Annotated in this window: 15 protein-coding genes; 8 read left to right on the top strand and 7 right to left on the bottom strand. The window is 52.6% G+C overall.

The features are described from left to right. Window positions 1-173: 173 nt before the first annotated feature. From JW984_04010 to JW984_03990, 5 genes are all read left to right on the top strand, one after another. Entirely contained in the window at window positions 174-905 is a 732-nt protein-coding gene (locus tag JW984_04010) for an OmpA family protein (GenBank protein MBN1572343.1), read from the top strand. Between the two features lie 444 nt (window positions 906-1,349). Beyond that, the gene (locus JW984_04005) at window positions 1,350-1,835 is read left to right on the top strand and encodes a CarD family transcriptional regulator (GenBank protein ID MBN1572342.1); all 486 of its coding nucleotides are present in this window, start codon (window positions 1,350-1,352) and stop codon (window positions 1,833-1,835) included. Window positions 1,836-2,064: 229 nt separating this feature from the next. Next, window positions 2,065-3,117 (top strand): TRAM domain-containing protein, encoded by a 1,053-nt coding sequence (locus tag JW984_04000; GenBank protein ID MBN1572341.1) that lies wholly within the window; start codon window positions 2,065-2,067, stop codon window positions 3,115-3,117. A gap of 94 nt (window positions 3,118-3,211) precedes the next feature. Beyond that, on the top strand, window positions 3,212-3,724 hold the full coding sequence (locus JW984_03995; protein MBN1572340.1) for a 2-C-methyl-D-erythritol 2,4-cyclodiphosphate synthase: 513 nt from the start codon (window positions 3,212-3,214) through the stop codon (window positions 3,722-3,724). Then, entirely contained in the window at window positions 3,721-5,175 is a 1,455-nt protein-coding gene (locus tag JW984_03990; protein MBN1572339.1) for a glutamate--tRNA ligase, read from the top strand. Before JW984_03995 ends, JW984_03990 begins: the two co-directional genes overlap by 4 nt. Before the next feature lie 586 nt (window positions 5,176-5,761). On the opposite strand, the gene JW984_03985 is transcribed toward JW984_03990, so the two are convergent. The 7 genes from JW984_03985 to JW984_03955 form a co-directional block, all read right to left on the bottom strand. After that, window positions 5,762-6,811 carry an HD domain-containing protein gene (locus tag JW984_03985; protein ID MBN1572338.1) on the bottom strand — a complete coding sequence of 350 codons (1,050 nt, stop codon included), beginning with the start codon at window positions 6,809-6,811 and terminating at the stop codon, window positions 5,762-5,764. 133 nt (window positions 6,812-6,944) lie between these two features. Beyond that, window positions 6,945-7,700, bottom strand: coding sequence for a glucose 1-dehydrogenase (locus JW984_03980; protein ID MBN1572337.1), 756 nt, complete (start codon window positions 7,698-7,700; stop codon window positions 6,945-6,947). Between the two features lie 188 nt (window positions 7,701-7,888). Then, window positions 7,889-9,355 (bottom strand): YfcC family protein, encoded by a 1,467-nt coding sequence (locus tag JW984_03975; GenBank protein MBN1572336.1) that lies wholly within the window; start codon window positions 9,353-9,355, stop codon window positions 7,889-7,891. Between the two features lie 157 nt (window positions 9,356-9,512). Beyond that, on the bottom strand, window positions 9,513-10,613 hold the full coding sequence (locus tag JW984_03970; protein MBN1572335.1) for a saccharopine dehydrogenase NADP-binding domain-containing protein: 1,101 nt from the start codon (window positions 10,611-10,613) through the stop codon (window positions 9,513-9,515). 41 nt (window positions 10,614-10,654) lie between these two features. Further along, window positions 10,655-11,626: a carbamate kinase gene (locus JW984_03965; GenBank protein ID MBN1572334.1), complete on the bottom strand. Its 972-nt coding sequence runs from the start codon at window positions 11,624-11,626 to the stop codon at window positions 10,655-10,657. Window positions 11,627-11,693: 67 nt separating this feature from the next. Then, a complete protein-coding gene (locus JW984_03960; GenBank protein MBN1572333.1) occupies window positions 11,694-13,049 on the bottom strand; it encodes a GTPase in 1,356 nt (451 codons plus the stop codon). Window positions 13,050-13,083: 34 nt separating this feature from the next. Further along, window positions 13,084-14,238 (bottom strand): hypothetical protein, encoded by a 1,155-nt coding sequence (locus JW984_03955; protein MBN1572332.1) that lies wholly within the window; start codon window positions 14,236-14,238, stop codon window positions 13,084-13,086. A 564-nt stretch (window positions 14,239-14,802) separates the two neighbouring features. Here JW984_03955 and JW984_03950 point away from each other — a divergent pair. From JW984_03950 to JW984_03940, 3 genes are all read left to right on the top strand, one after another. Then, the gene (locus tag JW984_03950) at window positions 14,803-16,146 is read left to right on the top strand and encodes a TolC family protein (GenBank protein ID MBN1572331.1); all 1,344 of its coding nucleotides are present in this window, start codon (window positions 14,803-14,805) and stop codon (window positions 16,144-16,146) included. Between the two features lie 113 nt (window positions 16,147-16,259). Then, a complete protein-coding gene (locus tag JW984_03945; protein MBN1572330.1) occupies window positions 16,260-17,201 on the top strand; it encodes an efflux RND transporter periplasmic adaptor subunit in 942 nt (313 codons plus the stop codon). A 30-nt stretch (window positions 17,202-17,231) separates the two neighbouring features. After that, complete coding sequence (locus JW984_03940) at window positions 17,232-20,282, top strand: efflux RND transporter permease subunit (GenBank protein MBN1572329.1); 3,051 nt, start codon at window positions 17,232-17,234, stop codon at window positions 20,280-20,282. The last annotated feature ends 49 nt before the right edge of the window (window positions 20,283-20,331 follow it).

Raw genomic sequence — 20,331 nt, 5'->3', positions numbered from 1 at the left:
AATAACCGTTATAATGATGATATATTCGAAATTGTAGTTTCTTATCTAACTAATTTGGTGGAAAATCGTTTATAATTCCCTAAAATTTTTATAAAACTTTTTTTGACAAGGACATCTTTTTGTGTTATTATATATTCTTTAGAGATAATACTTTTTTATATTTCGGTGTTTTTATGAAGAATTTAGCTATTGTCCTCTCCATACTGTTAGTTGCCTTTGCCGCCGTCGGAGGCTATTTATATCTCTTCAAATACCGCCCGGCCGTTTCCAAAATCGACTCCGTTAACGACAAATTATTCGAGCTTGAAACCCGTCTGGAAAAGGCAGAGGCCGATCGCGATGTAAAGGCGGCCCGCCTAAAAGAGGCGGAAGAGAAGATCGAAGAGCTGACGGATAAGGACAAAGACAAGACCAAGGGTATATCGGAGATTGAAAAGACATACAATGCGCTCATAGAGGAGATGCAGAAAGAGATAAATGACGGACAGATAGAGATAACCACATTAAAGGAGGAATTGACTGTAAATGTCCTTGACAAGGTTCTCTTCGATTCCGGAAGAACCGAGATAAAGCCGGAAGGGCTGAAGGTCTTAAAAAGGGTTGGCGATATACTAAAGGAAGTCGAGGGAAAACTCATCGTTGTGGAGGGACACACAGACAACGTCCCGATAACAAATCCCGCGGTAAAAAGGAAATATCCTACGAACTGGGAGCTATCCACGGCCCGTGCCACCACCGTGGTGAGGTATCTCCAGGAAGAGGTGGGAATAGATCCAAAGCGTTTGATCGCTACGGGCTACTCCGAGTACCGCCCCGTGGCGGATAACAAAACCGATGAGGGCAAATCGAGAAACCGAAGAATCGAGATAATCTTGAAATCCGATAAAAGGCTCTCAGATAATTAGTTCCTTTTATTGACTTCTATTATTGAAAAATACATTCCAATTAGAACTTTTCGAAAATTCCAGTTTCCCTTTCGTTTCTATAAAGGCGGGGGCTTAGGAATTGATTCCGACGGCAGGCAGAGCGAGAGCAACTTCGGAGGGGGAATGACACGTGAGTTCAGATGAGATTTTTCTATGTGGGATTTAAGACTTGAAAGACTAAAAAGATATTCGAGAAGCATTTGAAACTAGACCGTAATCATAATAACGAATAGAAATTGAATTAGGGAAGCTTAGATCGGGATTTTATGACGTTTCCTGCAAAAGAATGGATATCGACCGGATTCCATCGGTTAAATGAGAAATCGATAGAGCTTGAAATGAAAAAACCGGGATTAGAAGAGGATTTAGAAAGCTAATGAATTGTCATTGACAGAATTTTATTATTTTGAGGAGGTACGCTAAATGTTGTTTAAAGTAGGGGATCTTGCTGTATATCCGGCCCATGGAGTGGGAAGAATTGAATCGATAGAGGAAAAGGAGATTTCCGGAACATGTCAGCTCTTCTATACCATACGGATTATGGACAATGGAATGACTATCATGATTCCCTCCTGCAACATTAAAAGCGTGGGGCTAAGACAAATCATTTCCAAGACAAAGGTTAAAGAGGTATATAGTATTCTCAAAGATAAAGAAGTTGAAATCGACAATCAGACCTGGAACAGAAGATACCGGGAGTATATGGAGAAAATCAAGACCGGGTCTGTTTTTGAAATAGCTATTGTCTTAAGAGATTTACACATCCTGAAACACGATAAAGAACTTTCCTTTGGTGAGCGTAAGCTCCTCGATATGGCGACGAATTTACTCGTCAAAGAGCTTGCAATTGCGGAAGACACAAATGAGGATCAGGTCAGACTCGATTTAAAAGGTATTTTGACCAAGTAGTCGCCAAGTAGTCGCCAATTAGTTGAAATTACCTCTGACCGAATCGCTTGCAACCGCCCCTCTCCAATTAAAAGCAATTTTGTGAAACCTAACGTCCCGTTTTTACGTCTAAATATTACTCGTAAACGGCGGGTGGATACAAAACGAGAAAGGAGGTCATCTATTCAGTTTAATTATTATACATTTTTTTAAACACGATTTCGAGATTTTTCATTTATTTTAATCTTTTATGAGGAGAATGATCTTGGGTACATTTATTTTACGGGCCATTTTTATAATAGTGGCAACGGCCCTTGGATATATGTCCGGACCGATTTTAAAGACTGTAATCCCGCCTTACAATTCAATCATTGGAGGGGCGGTTGGTTTCATGGCGGCTGTTGTTGTTATTCTCAGCATCGTCTGGGCCAAGAAAAACGAACTTAAGGTGGTAATAAGCGCTGTTTTTGGCCTTATTATTGGAATCATTATCGCCAACCTTATCTCATACACTCTGATCTTTAAAATCTTAAAGCCGGATACCTTTACCTTCACCCTCTTTATACTTACAAATTTCATATTCGCATATCTGGGATGCGGAATAGGAATAATGAAGGGGCCGGAGATCAGCTTCAGGTTCTTGAGGAGGCTCCCCGGAGAATCACAGAAGGAGATGAACTATAAGATACTCGACACATCGGTGATTATCGACGGCCGCATATCCGACCTCTGCGAGACCGGGTTTATAGAGGGTATATTTCAGATACCGCAGTTTGTCTTGCGGGAGCTGCAGCACATCGCCGACTCCTCCGATCCGATCAAGAGGACGAGGGGGAGAAGGGGTCTCGACATCCTGCAGAAACTCCAGAAGCAGATCGACATCGATGTGGAGATCACCGACGTCGATTTTCCGAAGATCAGGGAAGTGGACGCAAAGCTGATCGCGCTTGCCCAGAAGAACAAGGGTAAGATCATCACCAACGACTTCAACCTGAACAAGGTGGCGGAGCTCCAGGGCGTTGACGTCCTGAACATCAACCAGCTGGCGAACGCCCTGAAGCCGGTCGTGCTTCCTGGGGAGATAATGAACGTGAGAATTCTGAAGGAGGGGAAGGAAGAGGGACAGGGGGTGGCCTATCTGGACGACGGCACCATGGTGGTTGTGGACAACGCCAGAAAGCTGATGGGAAAAAACGTCGACGTCTCGGTAACCTCTGTCCTCCAGACCACCGCCGGACGAATGATCTTTACCGTCTTAAAAAGCGAAGAGGCCGACAGGGTCTACGAAAACACAAGCCACTAAGGGAACCCGGTAAGGGCCCGAAATTCCGTTCGGGCCCTTTTTCCGCCATACCTGAATTCACCCATTTTAGATTTTAGACCGGAAACGAGATGATCTGATGAGATTCGGCATCGGTTACGACGTACACAGACTGGTAAGGGAAAGAAGGCTGATATTGGGGGGCGTCACTATACCCTACAAGAAGGGGCTCCTTGGGCACTCCGACGCCGACGTCCTGGCCCACGCGGTCACGGACGCCCTACTGGGCGCGGCCGGCCTCGGCGACATCGGCCTCCATTTCCCCGACAGCGACCCCAAGTACAAGGGGGCCGACAGCATAGCGCTCCTGGAGACCGCCTACGAAAAGGTGAGGTCTGTCGGATTTGTCTTCAACAACCTGGATGCCGTCATCATCGCCGAAGAGCCTAAGCTCTCCCTCTTCATGCCGGAGATGAAAAGGAGGATCGCCGGTGCCCTAACGGCCGATCCCGGCGCGATAAACATCAAGGCCACCACCACCGAGGGATTGGGATTCGAAGGGAAAAAGAAGGGGATCGCCGCGTGGGCTGTAGTATCTATCTCGCCGACCGCGAAAAAAACCAGGAAACCGGCCGGGGGCGGAAGATGACAGCCGGTGGCGCCCCCGTCAGAGTCAGATTCGCACCGAGCCCCACGGGCCCCCTCCACCTCGGAAATGCGAGGATCGCAATCGTAAACCACCTCTTCAAATTGAAGACAAAGGGCGCCCTTGTCCTGAGGATCGAGGACACCGATCCGGAGCGTTTCGACCCCTCCTCCGAAAAGCTGATCCACGACGAGCTAAAGTGGCTCGGGATCACCCCGGACGAGGGGCCGAATATCGGCGGGGACTTCGGCCCATACAGGCAGGGGGAGAGGGGAGATATCTACCGTAAATTCGCGGAGGCGCTTTTGGAAGAGGGCTTCTGCTTCAAGTGCTTCTGCGCCGACGAGGAGCTCGAGATAGAGAGAAAGGCGGCCGTAGCAAGAGGCCTTCCCCCCCGCTACTCGGGGAGGTGCAGGAACCTCACGAGTGAAGAAATGGAGGTCAAGGGGGAAACGCCCTTCACGATACGCTTCAGGGTGGAGACCGGCCCGGGAAACAGGGAGATAGTCGTCAACGACCTCGTCCACAAGAGGGTTGTCTTCACCACGGAAGCTTTCGGCGACTTCATAATCCTGAGGGCGGACGGGTCGGCCGTCTATAACTTCTCCTCGGCAATAGACGACCACCTGATGGGGATCACCCACGTCATCAGGGGGGAAGACCACCTCCCGAACACGCCCAGGCAAGTGCTTATCTACAGGGCCTTGAAGGCTACACCGCCTGTCTTCGCCCACCTCCCCCTCCTCCTATCCGCCGACGGCGAAAAGCTGAAAAAGAGGGGGGGAAGAGACCCGAACCTCGAAGAGTTGAAGGAGACCGGCTACACGAGGGACGCAATATTGAACTACCTCGCCTCTATAGGGAATCCGGCCTTCAGTGCAGGAAAGGTCGCAGTTGACAAAGAGATCGCCGACCGATTCGAGATAAAGAGATTGGGCCGGAGCGCCGTAAAGGTCGACGTGGAGAAGCTCAAGGGGATCAACCGCCGTCACCTCCGGGGGTTGAGCAGAGATGGTCTTTCCGATCTGATTTCCCCCTTTCTTAAGAGTGACGGCTTTGACTTCAGCGAATCGGAGCTGAAGGAGTTCTCGGAGGCGATAAGGGAAAACATCACGCTCCTTGAGGACGCAAGGAGATACTCCCCGGTATTCTTCAAAGACCTTCCCGAGATAGAGAGCGATGCCGAAAAAATATTGGCGGGAAAGAACACGAAGAATGTCCTCGAATCATTTTTAGCTACGGTCGAACCGATTGAAAATCTGACGCGGGAGGCCTACGGGAAGGCTGTGAAGGAAGCGATGGAGAAGGCCGGAATCAAGGGCAAGGATTTTTTCATGCCCCTTCGCGCCGCCCTGACCGGGATTACGTCCGGGCCGGAGCTCGAGGCGGTAGCCGCCTTCATCGGCATCAAGAGAGTAAGGGAGAGAATCTGCAGGGCGCTGAAGCAGTATTGAAGGTTCCCCCCCACCCCTCCAAAAAAAATCAAGCCGTTCCCTAACAAATCCACACCTCAAAAAGCCCGTAACCGGTTGGAGAATTGACATGGAGAGCGAACCGGCAATCTCGGTACAGTTCAAATGATGAACATCAACGGAATATCGAAAACGTTGAGTCAAAAACGTTGAGCGACAACGTAGAGACAAGGCATCAACGGCGGGAGCCGACCCATTAATTCCGACCCGACGGAGACGAGCCAAAATGCCGACCTCAACCACCAACCCCGAACTCCCTATTCCGACAGCTGCGACTCAATGGAACATTCGGGATAACAGGGAGACAAACGAAAAAAGAACGGCGGAGGACGGAGAATCAGGCCGACCGCTTAACGTTATTAAGCGGCGGCAAGAGGCCGAAAATAGATAAATTATTATTCCATCCGGTCAGCTCAATAAAGGGAGGATCGATGATGTGGATTTTCGCTTCTTGAATCCCGAGTCGAGCGGGCCTAATCAATCGATTCAGCAAAAACGGCCCAATGGTGGCAATCAAAATTATACAAATCAATACGGGGGCAGATCAGGACGCATCAACCCTTCAAGGTCACTCGTCGTCAAAGAGGCTCATGCTGAGCTTTTTCTTTTTCTTCTTCTCCTTCTCCCCTTCATCGCCGGAGAGGTCCAAAAAGGTATCCCCCTTATAGATGAACCTCTCATAGACGTTGGAGTACCTGGTCCAGTTCCCGTCGATATCGGAAGACCTCTCTACCTCTCCCATGAATCCCCACACCTTGGCGTCCATGTTGTCTACGTGATGGAGGATGATCGCCTCCGGGATTGCGGGCAAAACGGGAGATCCGTGCACGAATTCGCCGTGGTGGGAGAGGATCATGTGGATTATTAAGTCGGCGAGCCTCTCAGGAAAGCCCTCGATCATTTTTATTCTCTCCCTCACCATCTCGGCCCCGATGAAGATATGGCCCAGAAGCCTGCCGCTGTCGGAATAGTCGAAGGAGCGCTCGTAATCGAGCTCCTCCATCTTGCCGATGTCGTGGAGGATTGTCCCGCATACGAGAAGATCACGGTTCACGTGGGGGTAGTGCTCGGATACGGCCATTGCCATCTTTACGAGATTCAGCGTGTGCTCCAGAAGCCCCCCCAGGTACGCCTGGTGGAGCTTCTTGGCCGCCGGGGCCTGCTTGAACTTCCTCATGAAGTCGTTGTCGGTAAAGAAGGCGGAGAGGAGTCTCTTGATGTAGGGATTTCTTATCTTCTCGCCGATCTTCATCAGCTCCCTGACCATCTCGTCCGGATTCCTGTCGCCCGTCGGGATGAAGTCGGAGAGCTCCACGTCCCCGGCCGCAACCTGCCCGATCGAGTCGACAATGAGCTGGATGTTTTCCATATAGGTCTCCACCCGACCCGATACCCTGACGAAGTCGTTCTTGCCGAAATCCCCGTTTATCCTCTCCACGTAACCGGGATCGTCCCTCCTCTCCCAGACCTTGGCGGCGATCTTTCCCGTCCTGTCGATCAAGTTCAGGTTCAAGAAGGGATTTCCGTTTTTGGTCGTGGCAAGGTTCTTGTCCCTGACCAGGAAGACGGAATCGACCTGTATCCCCGCGCTCAGCTCATCCACGAATACCTTTTTCATCTTATAAGCGTCCGAATTATCCCAGCTATTATTCTAACACGTCTTAAAAAATCCCCCACTTCCGGCTCTGCATACTCTGCATCCAATAGTAGCTAAAGCAGAAGACCAATGACCCCTTTCCCAGGGACCCCGTCTACATCCCGCCGGTTACGTCGAAATGGTGGCCGGTGGCGAAGGAGGCATAGTCGGATGCGAGAAAAACAACGAGGGGGGCTATGTCTTCGGCCGTGCCCACCCTCCCTATGGGGACAATATCCTTAAACTCCTTCCTCCTCTTTGAAGAGGTGAACTTCTCGTGGAAGGGGGTCTCTATCACCCCCGGCCCCACCGCCATGACCCTTATCCCGTGCCTTGCCACCTCCTTTGCCAGCCCCACCGTAAAGGTGTTTATAGCCCCCTTCGTGGAGGCGTAGGCGCAGGAGCCTGGCCCGCCTCCCGTATAGGCGGCGATAGATGTGATATTTATTATGACTCCGCTCTTTTTCGGGATCATCGACTTCAAGGCCTCCTTCGAACAGAGAAAGACGGAGGTCATGTTGACCGCCAGCACCCTCTCCCAGACATCGAGGGACATCTCGGAGATGAGGGATCGCTCGATCATGCTGCCGGCGTTGTTCACCAGGACATCGGGAGGGGAGCCGAACTCCTTATCGATTGCCTCGAACATCTTAAACACTTCACCCTCTATGGATACGTCCGCCTTTGCCTTCAAACAGCGGACGCCGAGCCTTGTTATCTCTCCTTCAACCTCCGATGCGGCTGCGTCGCTGCTCCTATAGTTTACCACGATGTCGGCGCCGGACCGCGCCGCCTCCAGGGCTATCGCCCTCCCTATGCCGGTAGACGCCCCCGTAACGAGCAGTACCTTTCCATTCAGGCGTATCTCCATATCTCTAAATCTCCCGATCTCCGAATTGTACAAGAGTGTCCTTCAAACTCACGGCCTTATAATAAATCGTAAATAGATTAAAAACAAGAGAAAACTATTAAAGGGGAGTGGGAATATCCCCGCCCCCCTTTTAGATTTTTCGAGACAATTTGGAATTTTTCACATCCCCTTTTCGATAACGCCTTAAATTAAAAAGGTCCCCAGTTTATCAAGACCGCAACGGTGAGGACCACACAGCCGAAGACAAAAAATATCACTTGGAGGGGAAGGATAAACTTCGCCCACTTCGTCCAGGAGATACCGGCAAGCGACAGCGCCACGATCAGAAGGACGTTCGTCGGCCAGAAGAGGTTCGAGAAGCCGTCCCCCATCTGGAACGCGAGGACCGAGGTCTGCCTCGTTATCCCCACGAGCTCTCCCAGTGGGACCATCACCGGCGTGGCCACCATCGCCTGGGCGGATCCGGAGGGGATGAAGAAGTTTATCACGGTCTGGACCAGCAGCATCGCCCACGACGCCGTCACCGCGTGGAAGTTTCCCACAAACGACGCGAGGTTGTAGAGGACCGTGTCCATTATCAATCCCTCGTCGGCCACGACGAAGATAGCCCTGGCGAGCATGATCAAGAGGCTTGCGGGAAGAAAGGTGAGTATCCCCTTACCGAATGCCTTGAGCGTCCCGGAAGCCCCCAGCCCCCCCAAAAGCCCCGAGAGGATTCCCATGATGAGAAATATCACGAATACCAGCGGGAAGCTTATATCCCCGATAAGGGAGGGTATAAGGAGCTGTCCTGAGACGATTATGACCAGGAGCAACAGAACCAGTATTCCGATCGTCCAGACGACCTTTTTATGCGCCGGCGTGAACTCGGAGTGCTCCTTCTCGATCTCCTCGAACTCCTTGCGAAAATCAACGTCGTATTCGGCGACCAGGCTCTTCTCCGGGTTGTTCTTCACCCTTCGGGCGTACCAGGACGTGTAGGCGATCGCAAGGGAGATCATAACCGCCCAGACCCCCAACCTGAAAAGGAGTCCCGAGTATATCGGCAGCTCGGCGATGCTCTGGGCGATGACCACCGTGAACGGGTTTGTCATGGCGGCTGTAAAGCCGACGGCGCACGCCCCGAATATTATCATGACCCCCACGATGGAGTCGTACCCCATTGCGATAGCCATGGGCACGATGATTATGATGAAAGGCACAAGCTCCTCGAGGATTCCGAACAGCGCCCCGAACAGCGAGAAGAAGATCATCATTATCGGTATGACCAGATGCTCCTTCCCCTTGAACTTCTTTATGAAATTCAATATACCTGAGTCCAAGGCCCCCGTCCTCCTCATAGCCATAAACGAGCCGCCGACAAATATGATAAAGACAACGAGCATGGCTCCGATAGGGCCTTTGTAATAGAGGGCCTTTATCGGGGAGAAGATAAAATCGACGACCCCTTGAGGATTCTGATCGACGTATTTGAAGGAGTCGGGCACTATCACCTCCAGCGTGCTTCCCGTCTTGGGATTTATCTTCTCGACCCTCTCATACATCCCCGCCGGGACAAAGTGGGTCGCCGCCGTCACGACCAGAAGCAGGGCTATTATAATTACGTACCCTAATATGAGCCTCCCCACCGGAAGCTTGACGTCCAGATCGGCCATTTCATCCTCCTGTTATTAAAGTCTACAGCAAAAGCTACTTCGGTTTATTCAACACAAAGTCTGAAAAACCTCCGAGTACCCCATCATTTCTCACACGATCATGTATTATCCCCTGCGTCCTTTCGGACGCTTATGTAACGATGTTTTTAGGCAGTTCTCACTCGAAGTATTCCATAACCACGCCCCTCTTCCTGAGCTCTGCGAGGAACGGCTCCGGGTCTTTCAGCAGACGCTCCGGGGCGTAGACGCCGCCGGGGAGCTTGTCGAACTTACCCTTATGGAGCCACACGGCGGCCTGAAGACAAGGCGCCGAGGTTATGAAGGCTATGTGCCCCACATATGTGTAGTATACTGTCTTTTCCTTTCCCTTATGCTCTCCCCAGACCTCGACCCTACCGACCGATTTATTCGGCGCCTTGTCGCTCTGAAAGAGGGGGAGGATCGGCTTTACGATTGCAAAGAGGATCTTTCTTCGCCTGTGGGTCTTGGTGAGACCGAGGTTTGCAAGAAGCCTCACCGTCATCACGTCGAAGACCGGCTTGACGCCCCCGTGGACACTGGCGTATTTGAGGCCTTCAAGATTTCTCGGGAGACTTACCGACTCTGCGTGGCCGGTGTAGAACACGGGAAGACTGCCGATCGGGGGCGGAAACTCCACCACCTTCTTGCCCTTGCCGCACGGCACATACTCCTCATGGCCGTCCCTCCACTGAAGCGTCTTTCCGGACAGGAGGTGAAAGAGGTGGAGTATGTTCGCGGGGCCCACCGCCTCGTTCGAGCCCGCGGCCCAGTTGACAGAAATTCCCTCCGGCTTGTCGAGAAACAGGTATCCCTTTTTGGCCAGCATCTGGGTAAGGCCGGGGGAATTACCAAAACCGGAAAGGACCTTTATCCCCTTCTGCTTGGCCTTCCCTTCCAGCTTTTCCACCTCCAGGAAGGCGTCGTAGTCGTCGGCTATGGAGATATAGTGAACGCCAGCGTCTATGGCGGCGTCCGCCACCGGGTTCTCGAACCGGTAAAAGGGGCCGACGTAGCTTATGACCACGTCGTTTCCCTTCATCGCCTTGATCAGCGCCGCCCTGTCCGTCACATCAAGCCCCTTCGACTTGAACTTCTTCCCGTATTCTTCGGCCTTGGCGGATGCCTTGTCGCCGTCCAGGTCGCAGATGGTGACCTCCTTGACCTCCACTTCGTCTTTCATCAAATCGAGCATGGTGACCGCCATGTCACCCGCCCCGCCCAAAAATAGAATTTTCATGATCCACCCATCCTTTTGAAAACCTATAAGAAATACCCCATTTAATCTTTTACGATGGTCGTCCCGGCGCCTCCAAAAACGGCCCCGGAAAGCCCTTCCGGCGACGTGATAATCACCCCGCTGCCCTCTCCCCCCTCCCCCCCCTCCAAAAACTCCACCGCCGCCCTGATCTTCGGCCCCATGCTGCCCGGGGGGAAATGCCCCCCGTCGAGATACCCCACCGCCTCGGAGACGGTCATCTTATCGATATTTTTCTGATTCGGCTTTCCGTAGTTCAGGGCCACCTTCTCAACCCCCGTCACCATAACGAAGAGCGAGGCTCCGATCTTCCGCCCGGCCAGGCTCGACGCCAAATCCTTGTCGATGATCCCGTCCACACCCTCAAGGGTGCCGTCCGGCTGCCTCATGACGGGGATCCCCCCGCCGCCGAGGGCGATCACTATCACGCCCATCCCAAGAAGGCTTTTGATGACATCTATTTCGATAATATCGATCGGATACGGGGAGGGAACCACCTGTCTGTAACCCCTCCCGGAATCCTCCACGAACCGCCATCCCTCCTCCCTCTCGAGCTTCTCCGACTCCTCCTTCGAATAGAACGGACCGATCGGCTTTGTTGGATTTCTCATCGACATGTCGTCGATATCGACCTCGGTCTGGGTAATGACGGTAACGACCGAACTCTTTATCGAGTGGTAGATAAGCTTGTTGACGAGGCTCTGCTGGATCATATATCCCATGGCGCCCTCGGTGTCCCCGCAGAGGACGCCCAGGGGGAGGTTCGGGACCATCTCGTGGGCCATCTCGTTTGACAGGAGGCGGTTTCCGACCTGGGGGCCGTTGCCGTGGGTGATGAGCACTTCCCACCCCTCCTTTATCAGCCGAACCACCCCTGAGAGGGAGATACGGGTGTTCCTGAACTGCTGGTCTATCCTCCCCTCCTCCCCCTCCCTGATGATGGCGTTTCCGCCCAAGGCAACCACCGCCCTCTTGCCCCCCCCTGTCCCGTCCATAACTTCCCCCGAAAATCGGTTTCAATCTACTGGCGCCGAAGACCTCAAAGGAAGAGGTCTTGAGCGTCTATCCGCCGAACTTCTCATTAAGAATATCGACGATCGTGGGCGATCCTGAGTCCCGGTAGGAATAGCGGACCCTGACCGTAGGCTTCTTTATATTGATTATCCTCGTCAGGTCTATCGGGGTCGCAAAGATCACCAGATCACAGTCGGCGGAGTTGATAGTCTCTTCGAGGTCTTCCATCTGATCGGCTCCGTACCCCATCGCCGGAAGGGGCATCCTTTGGCTCTTTCCGTCATTCCCCGAATCCCCACTCTTTCCCAAGTGCGGATATTTTTCGTAGACCCCGCGGATCGAATCCACAGAGAAGGGCCTGGGATCGACTATCTCCGCGGCCCCGTAGGTCTCGGCGGCGATTATCCCCGCGCCGAATCCCATCTCGCCGTGGGTCACCGTCGGGCCGTCCTCAACGACCAATACCCTCTTACCCTTAACCATCTCCGGGTTGTCCATGGAGACAGGCGACTCGGCATAGATGATCTTGGCCTTCTGGTTTATCGCCTCTATGTTTTTCCTCACCGTATTCACGCCCTCGTCGGTTGCAGTATCCACCTTGTTTATCACCGCAACGTCGCACATCCTTAAATTTGTCTCCCCCGGGTGATAGAGAAGCTCGTGCCCGGCCCGGTGAGGATCGAAGATGACCACGTTGAGATCCGGCTTCAGAAAGGGCGTGTCGTTGTTTCCCCCGTCCCAGACAACCACTTCCGCCTCTTTCTCCGCCTCCTCGAGGATCTTTCCGTAATCGACGCCCGCGTAAACGACGATCCCCCTCTCGACCATCGGCTCGTACTCCTCCCGCTCCTCGATGGTGACCCCGTATTTCTCGAAATCGGAGTACTCCGAAAATCGCTGAACCATCTGCTTCTTCAAATCCCCGTAGGGCATCGGGTGTCTTATCGCCACGACCTTCTTTCCCATATCCTTGAGGATATCGCAGATCATCCTGCTGGTCTGGCTCTTCCCGCAGCCGGTGCGCACCGCCGTCACCGATACGACGTCCCTCTTGGACGGTATCATGGTGGAGACGGCGTCAAGCAGCACGAAATCCGCCCCGGATGCGGTAATCCTCGACGCGATGTGCATCACGTGGGTGTGGGGGACGTCGCTGTAGGAGAAGACGGCGATGTCGATCTTTTGATCCACGATCAGCTCCTCCAGCCTCCCCTCCTCGTATATCGGTATCCCGTCCGGATATAGCCTCCCCGAAAGCTCTTTCGGGTAGACCCTCCCCTCGATGTTCGGAATCTGGGCCGCGGTGAAGGCGACCACCTCAAAACTATCGTCGTCCCTGAACCTGACGTTGAAGTTGTGAAAATCCCTGCCTGCGGCGCCGAGGATTATGACTCTCTTACGCATTTACTCCCTCAATGGATGATATTGTCGAATTATTTTAAACGGAGTTCCCCACTGCTGTCAAGATGTAGCCTATTATCACTATTGCGAGGAATATCCAGTGCCCGAAGACCCCCATCGTCCACTCCGGATTTTTGTTCACTCCGCGCTTCTTGGTGGAGAGATAAGCCGGGACCATGAGGATCGCCGCCAATATCGCGATGACCCCGCCCGTAAAGCGCAAAAACCCGAGGAAGCCGGTCAGCCCCGAAAAGGCCAAAATCAGGGACGGAACGGTGGCAATTACCCACGCCAGCCTCTCGCCCCACCCCAGTCTCTCCTGGAGAACCACCGAAAGCGCCAGCGAAACCGACCAGAAACTCGTCAGCATTGCCAGTAGTATAAAGATGGATCCCAAGATTTTCACCATTGGGCCGATCGCCTCGGTCCAGCCGAGTATCGCTATCACGGTCACCTCCTTGGACGCCCCCATCGCCATCAGCGACACAAACACTATAAAGACAAACGTAATCCCGATCCCGTAAACAACCGCCTTCGGCGCCAGCTTCTTGTTCCACTGAAGACCCTCCACCGCCTGGGGCACGGAGAAGAACGACCAGAAGCTGAACATTATCATTCCGAAGAGCGCCAGCCCCTCCTTTACCCCGCCGACGGTTGCGAAATCGAGGGAGAAGGTGGGAAGTCGAAGCGAAAGTATTGTAAGGCACAGCACCACCAAGGTTATGGCAAGGATTGCGTATTTCTCGCTTATCCCCACGACCTTCAGACCGAAAAAGACCACCGCCGCCGCCAGTAGATAGACTATGATCTCCCCGACCCAGAGTGGGATGCCGATAATCTCATTCAATATCTCCCCGCCCCCGACAATGTATATGGTCAGGGTGCCGACAAAGGCGACGGCGATCAGCACGAAGAATATCCAGAGGAATATCTTCCCTATGGTCCCCCTGAAGAGGTACTTCCCTAAAAGCTCCACCAGCTGCGTCGTCTCGTCATCGCGCATCATCATCTCGACTATCATAAGGTGCAGCAGAAGACTGATCCCGTACCCTATGACAAGAAGCCCGAGGAGCGGGATGAGACCGCTCAGAGAGGCAAGATAGGGCACAGCCATTATCCCAGCGCCCACGCCGTAGCCCGTAACGATGGCCGTGGCCTCAAAAAAAGTGAGGTCTTTTTTATCTCCGGTCACAATTACCTCCTTAAAAATACGTACGAAAATTGATTTAATTTACCCCCTTGATAACAGGAAAAGAGGGGGTACGTCAAGCCATAAAAAGCCCCCCTCGAATTTTGAGTATCCGAAGGGAAGCAACAGTAAAAATATAGCACCGCAATATATCTCACCGTCAAGGGCTTTGTATCTGGCCCGCCGATATATCGATATGTGAGGCGCGCCTATTATATCATGTATTTTGAATGGCAGTATAATTATTTGAGCCGCCGAGACATGTAAAAGCATGTACAAGTATGTAATATTAAAGTGACGAACAAGGTTTTACATGTTAAAATTGTTAAAGGGGAAGATATTTTTACTTACCGCTGACAGAAAGAAGATCGAAATAATAGTCGTTGATAACAGATTTTGAAGTTTTTCCGAAGGTTTTCTTTTGGTCGGCGGTTTAACATACTGAAACATTTTTTGTCAAATGGCTTTTGCTTTTGATCTACTGTTAGAAAAAAAATACCTTTTGTGTAATACTTCAAATTCTTCTCGACCAAGGATTGTCGAGAAGTTCAAATTCAGGACACTTAAATGAAGACCGTTATTATAAATTTCTTCTCCCCTTTAATCCTCGTCTTTTTTCTCTTCGCCCCCCTTTACGCCCAGGAAGGAGGGCCGGTATCCAAATACACCCTCGACGACTGCGTAGAGATTGCCATGGAAAGGTCATCCGATATCCTTACGGCCAAGGAGGGGATAAAACTGGCGAAGGGCGTGGTCTTCGAGAAATGGTCGAGCATACTTTCGGTCAACGCCGAGGCGAAATACACCTACACTGGCCTGATCCCGGAGACCACTTCCGCATCGGGTCTCTCTTCCGGGCTTTCCACCCCGCTGGACGAGCCGGACGATCAATACGATTTCGGCATCACCGCCTCCCTCACCCTCTTTTCGGGAGGGAAGGTCATCTGGGGGCTGAACATCGCGCACCTCCAACTCCAAGTCGCTGAAGAGCAGTACAGGATCGCCGTAAACGAGGCGGTTTACGATACGAAGGTCGCCTTTTACGCGATTCTCCTGGCCAAAAAGAAGATCGAGATGCGTTTGGAGGAGCTGGATCTCTTGACGAGGAACCTGGAAAAGACGGAAGACAAATACAGAAACGGCCTCGTCCCGAAGTATGACGTAATGCGCATAGAGGTCGAGGCGATCAACGCCCGCACTTCCCTCATCGAGGCGAAGAACGACCTTACCGTCGCCTACGAAGACCTGAAGAAGCTCCTTGACATCGACCTGGGAAAGCCGATCGAGATAGAGGGGGAGCTCAAATATTACGAGAGGGAGGCGGATCTGAAATTGCTTCTTACCGCCGCCGAGACCGAAAGCCCCGAGCGGAACATCGCGGGGCTGAACGAGCGGATCGCCGACAGGAACGTTGATATCGCCATAGGGGATTTCTTCCCGGCGGTAAAGGCCTTTGCCAACTACGACCACTCCGCGACCGGATGGGAGAAGATAAGCTTCAACGAGCCGGACTGGGAGTTCACGGCGGGCGTGGTGGTTGAGATACCGATCACCGACCTCGTCCTCTCGATGGCCAAGAAGAAACAGGCGAACGCGGAGTATAAAGTGGCCGAGCTCAAGCTTAAAGACACAAAGAGGGATATGGAGTACAGCATCAGGAGCGCCTACTACGACCTTGTCGAGTCCAAGGAGATAATCAAGCTGCAGGAGTACAACATAGGGCTCTCAGAGGAAAACCTGAAGACCGCGGAGCTCCGCTACGAAAACGGGGTCGGCACCCTTTTGGAGCTTTTAGACGCGCGCCTGGCGGTCACCGAGGCGAAGCTGAACTATCTGACCGCCCTGTTCAATCACGAGAAGTCGCTCTCTCAGATAAGGAAGCTTCTGGGGAGAGAGGGAACGACCAACTGATAGATATTATAGAGGAACGACCGTCCACCGAAACGAGATCAAAGGGGGATGAGGATGGGGGGGCCGTTGATTTTTTTTCAAGAGTATTTTGATTTCTGATGAGGAGTTTTAGATTGATCAAAAAAATATTGGATAAATTGAAGAGAAAGTACGCCAGGATAGGGATCATCCTTGTCCTTTTATTGATGGTGGTTCTGGTAATAGCCTTTTTCGCCTCCAAGTCGCCCGGCAAGAGGGGAAGGGGGATGGATTCTGACAGGGCCGTCCCCGTAATGCTGGCGGAGGTCGAACTGGGCAAAATAAGGAGCGCCCTCTTCTATTCAGGAGAGATCCACGCGGAGGAGGAGGTCAAGGTCTTCAGCGTCGCGGCGGGAAAGATCATCAAATACTACTACAAGGAGGGGGATTACGTCAGTAGGGGGAGCGTCATAGCAACGCTCGAGCGCCAGGAGAGGTGGGACGATTACATGCCGGTAACCGTCAGGGCACCCATATCCGGAATCGTTGCCCGAAACTACCTCGACAGGGGGGAGCTCGCAACGGAGACGACCGCCATATCCTTGATCGTGGGGGGCCGCGGAATTACGGTGACGATCAAGGTGCCGGACAATGAGCTTCCTCTTATGAAGGTCGGGATGAAGGCGGAGCTCGTCGTCCCCTCCACCCCGGACGTGGCCTACATCGGCGAGGTAAGCCAGGTAAGCCCGGTTCTCGATACGACCACCCGCACCGCCCGTGTCGAGCTCCTCTTCAAGGACGGCATTACGTCCCTCATAGCCGGAATGTTCGGGGATATCTTCATAATCACCGAGGAAAAAGAGGGGGTGATGATCATCCCCGCCAAGGCCCTTATGTACGAGAGGCAGGGAAGAGACGGGCCGTACTGTTTCATGGTCGAGGGCAACAAGGCTAAAAAGCGTCCCCTTACCCTCGGGATAGTGAACGAGAAGAGCGCCGAGGCGCTCTCGGGCATAAAGGTCGGGGAGAAGGTGGTTGTTGTCGGCAAGGAAAATCTTAAAGAGGATTCTTCGATTGTCGTTACGGAAGACTATTAAGGAGTGACTTTTAAGGAGTAACACGACGCAATGTCTATAGCTCGATTCTCGGTAAAAAATTCCGTCCTTGTCAATATGATAACGGTAGCGGTTCTCATAATGGGGATATATTTTGCGACCAAGCTCAACAGGGAGGTCTTTCCCTCCGTCGATTTCGGCTACATCAACATAAACACAACGTACAAGGGCGCCTCGCCGGAGGAGATTGAAAATCTCATCACCGTCCCTATCGAGGAGCAGATCTTCGACGTGGATGGGATCGACACGATCACCTCCACCAGCAACGAGGGGTCTTCCGCCATTACCATTAAGGCGGAGGCGGGCATCGAGGGGACAAAGCTCGACCAGCTCCTGAACGATATAAAGAGCGAGGTCGACAAGGTCTCCGACCTCCCCGAGGACGCCGAGGATCCAAACGTGACGAAGAGGGAGCCGAGGTTCGACGTCATCACGATAGGCATCTGGGGCGATGCCGATCAGGAGAAGCTCAGGAACACCGCCGACCGATTGAAGGACGAGATTGAATTGATTAAGGGTGTCAGCAATGTTGATATGGATGGGTACCTCGATCGGGAGGTCTGGGTGGAAGTTGACCCCAGGAAACTCGACGCCCTGAACCTCAAGTTCAGCACTATCATAAACGCCATAAAGAAGCGCAACCTCAACCTCCCTAGCGGAACATTTGATTCGGGTGAGAAGGAGCTTATGATAAGGTCCATCGGAGAGGTAAAGGGGGCCAAAGATATTAAAAACATCATCGTCTCCTCTTACGCGGACGGCGTTGTAAGGGTGGGGGATGTGGCAAATGTGGCCGAGACCTTTGAGGAAGAGGAGTCCTATGTCAGGTTCAACGGGCGCCGGGCGATTTTGCTTGACGTCATGAAGAGCGGCTCCGGGGACGTTATCAACATTGCCGAAGAGGTCAAAGGGATCGTTAAAAACGAGCGGGCTCATCTCGATGAAGGAATAAATATCTCGCTGGCGGACGATGAATCGATATACGTGGAAAGAAGGCTGAAGACGCTTCTGCTCAACGCCGCCCTCGGCATGATGCTGGTGATCCTGATTCTCTACGCATTTTTAGACTCGCGGGTGGCCTTCTGGGCCTCGATGGGAATCCCCTTCTCGTTTCTTCTCACGATTATCATAATGAGCTACGCTGGGATCACCCTAAACCTCCTCTCCATGTTCGCCCTGATCCTCGTTCTGGGTATAGTTGTCGACGACGCCATAGTCGTTGCTGAAAACTTTTTTCGATACCGCGAGATGGGGTACAACCTCACTGAGGCCGTTGTCTTGGGCACGCAGGAGGTCATTATGCCCATCATTGCGGCCATCGCCACGAATATTGCGGCGTTCATCCCGCTCCTTTTTATATCGGGGATCATGGGCAAATTTTTAAAGACGATTCCCTTTGTAGTCATAGTAACGCTTCTGGCCTCGCTTTTGGAGGCGTTTCTTATCCTTCCCTCACACCTCCACGATTTCGTCAAGGATAACGTATCCGAGGCCAACAGAGAGGCGAGGGCCTGGTTTAATCGAGTCAGGAATTATTACGGCAACCTCCTTACCTCGATATTGAGACGGCGCTATCTGGTTTTCTCGAGTCTCGTCGGGGTTGCGATTGTAACCATCTTCTTCGGCCTCTTTACCATGAAATTCGTCTTTATGGGAAGCTCCATCGCCGAAGAATTCAGGGTCTCTGTAAACCTTCCCACGGACAGCAATCTGGATGCGACCGACCGGGTGATTAAAAAGGTTGAGGAGCTCATCCTTGAGCGCCCGAAAGACGAGATTTCTGTTATCATGGCGTCCGTGGGCGGTTCCTCCAGCTCCTATAGCGGGCGTATCCGGGTGGAGCTGACCGAACACGGATACAAAAAGATCGGGGCCGAAACAATCACCGAAGAGCTCAGGGAGGAGAGCGATCTCATCGCCGGGGCCACGTCCATTACGTACAGGTCCCAGAGGAGGGGGCCGCCGAGGGGCTCGGCCGTTGAGGTCAGCATCCAGGGAGACGAGTTCGAGACCCTCCAGAAGCTTTCGGAGGAGTTTAAAAAGGAATTGGCCACGATGAAGGGAGTGGTGGATATCGAAGACGATTACAGGAGGGGGAAGGAGGAGATTCGCTTTATTTACGACGAACACACGATGGGATCCTTGGGGCTCAACGTGAACGACGTCTCCACGGAGTTACGCAGCGCCTTTTCCGGGGGGGATGCGGGAAAGATAATGCGGGGCACGGACAAAATCGACATCATCGTAAAATACAATGAGTATATGGCAAATCTCAACAATCTCATGAACTTCTCCGTCTCCAACGGCAACGGTGACAGGATCCCCATAAAGACCTTTGCGGATGTGAGCTACGGCGACGGGATGTTGAGGATTTACCATGACGACCGCGAGCGCACCATCACGGTATCGGCCAATCTCGTCGAGGGTCAGAACACGTCGAAGGAGATAAACGAGGCGCTGATCAAGAAATTCGGCACCAGAAGTGTCAAGTACCCGGGTTATACCTTCAAGTACGGCGGGGAATATGAAGACACGATGGAATCTATCCTCTCGCTCCTTCGCTCTCTCTTAATAGCAATCTTGCTCATCTACATAATCCTGGCGGCCCTCTTCAGATCGTACGTGCAGCCCCTTATCATAATGGTTACGGTGCCCTTTTCCTTCATCGGGGTGGTGTTCGGCCTCTTTATCTCGAACATCGAGCTTTCCCTGATGGCGGGCATCGGAATCATTGCGCTGGTAGGGATTGTCGTCAACGACGCCATAGTCATGGTCGATTTCATCAACAGGGCGAGGGAGAAGGGAACAGACCTCTATGACGCGGTCATCGAGACGGGAAAGATCCGCCTTAGGCCGATCCTGCTGACCACCTTGACGACCATCGGCGGTCTGTTCCCCATGGCGATCGGTATCGGCGGGAGGGAGCCGATGCTGACACCGATGGCGGTCTCCATCGTCTGGGGACTGGCGTTCGGCGTCCTTTTGACCCTCGTCATAATTCCATGTCTGTATCTTGTCATCGAGGATATAAAGCTGAAGATAGCCGGGAGAAAAAGTCGTTAAATATGTAAAACGATCCATCAGCCGTGAAATCTCGGATGTCTGTTTTTGG

It is taken from the genome of Candidatus Zymogenus saltonus, from assembly GCA_016929395.1.
Lineage (GTDB): Bacteria > Desulfobacterota > Zymogenia > Zymogenales > Zymogenaceae > Zymogenus > Zymogenus saltonus.
The sequence above is the reverse complement of the archived record's forward strand: the minus strand, read 5'-3'. Positions and strand labels throughout refer to the sequence as shown.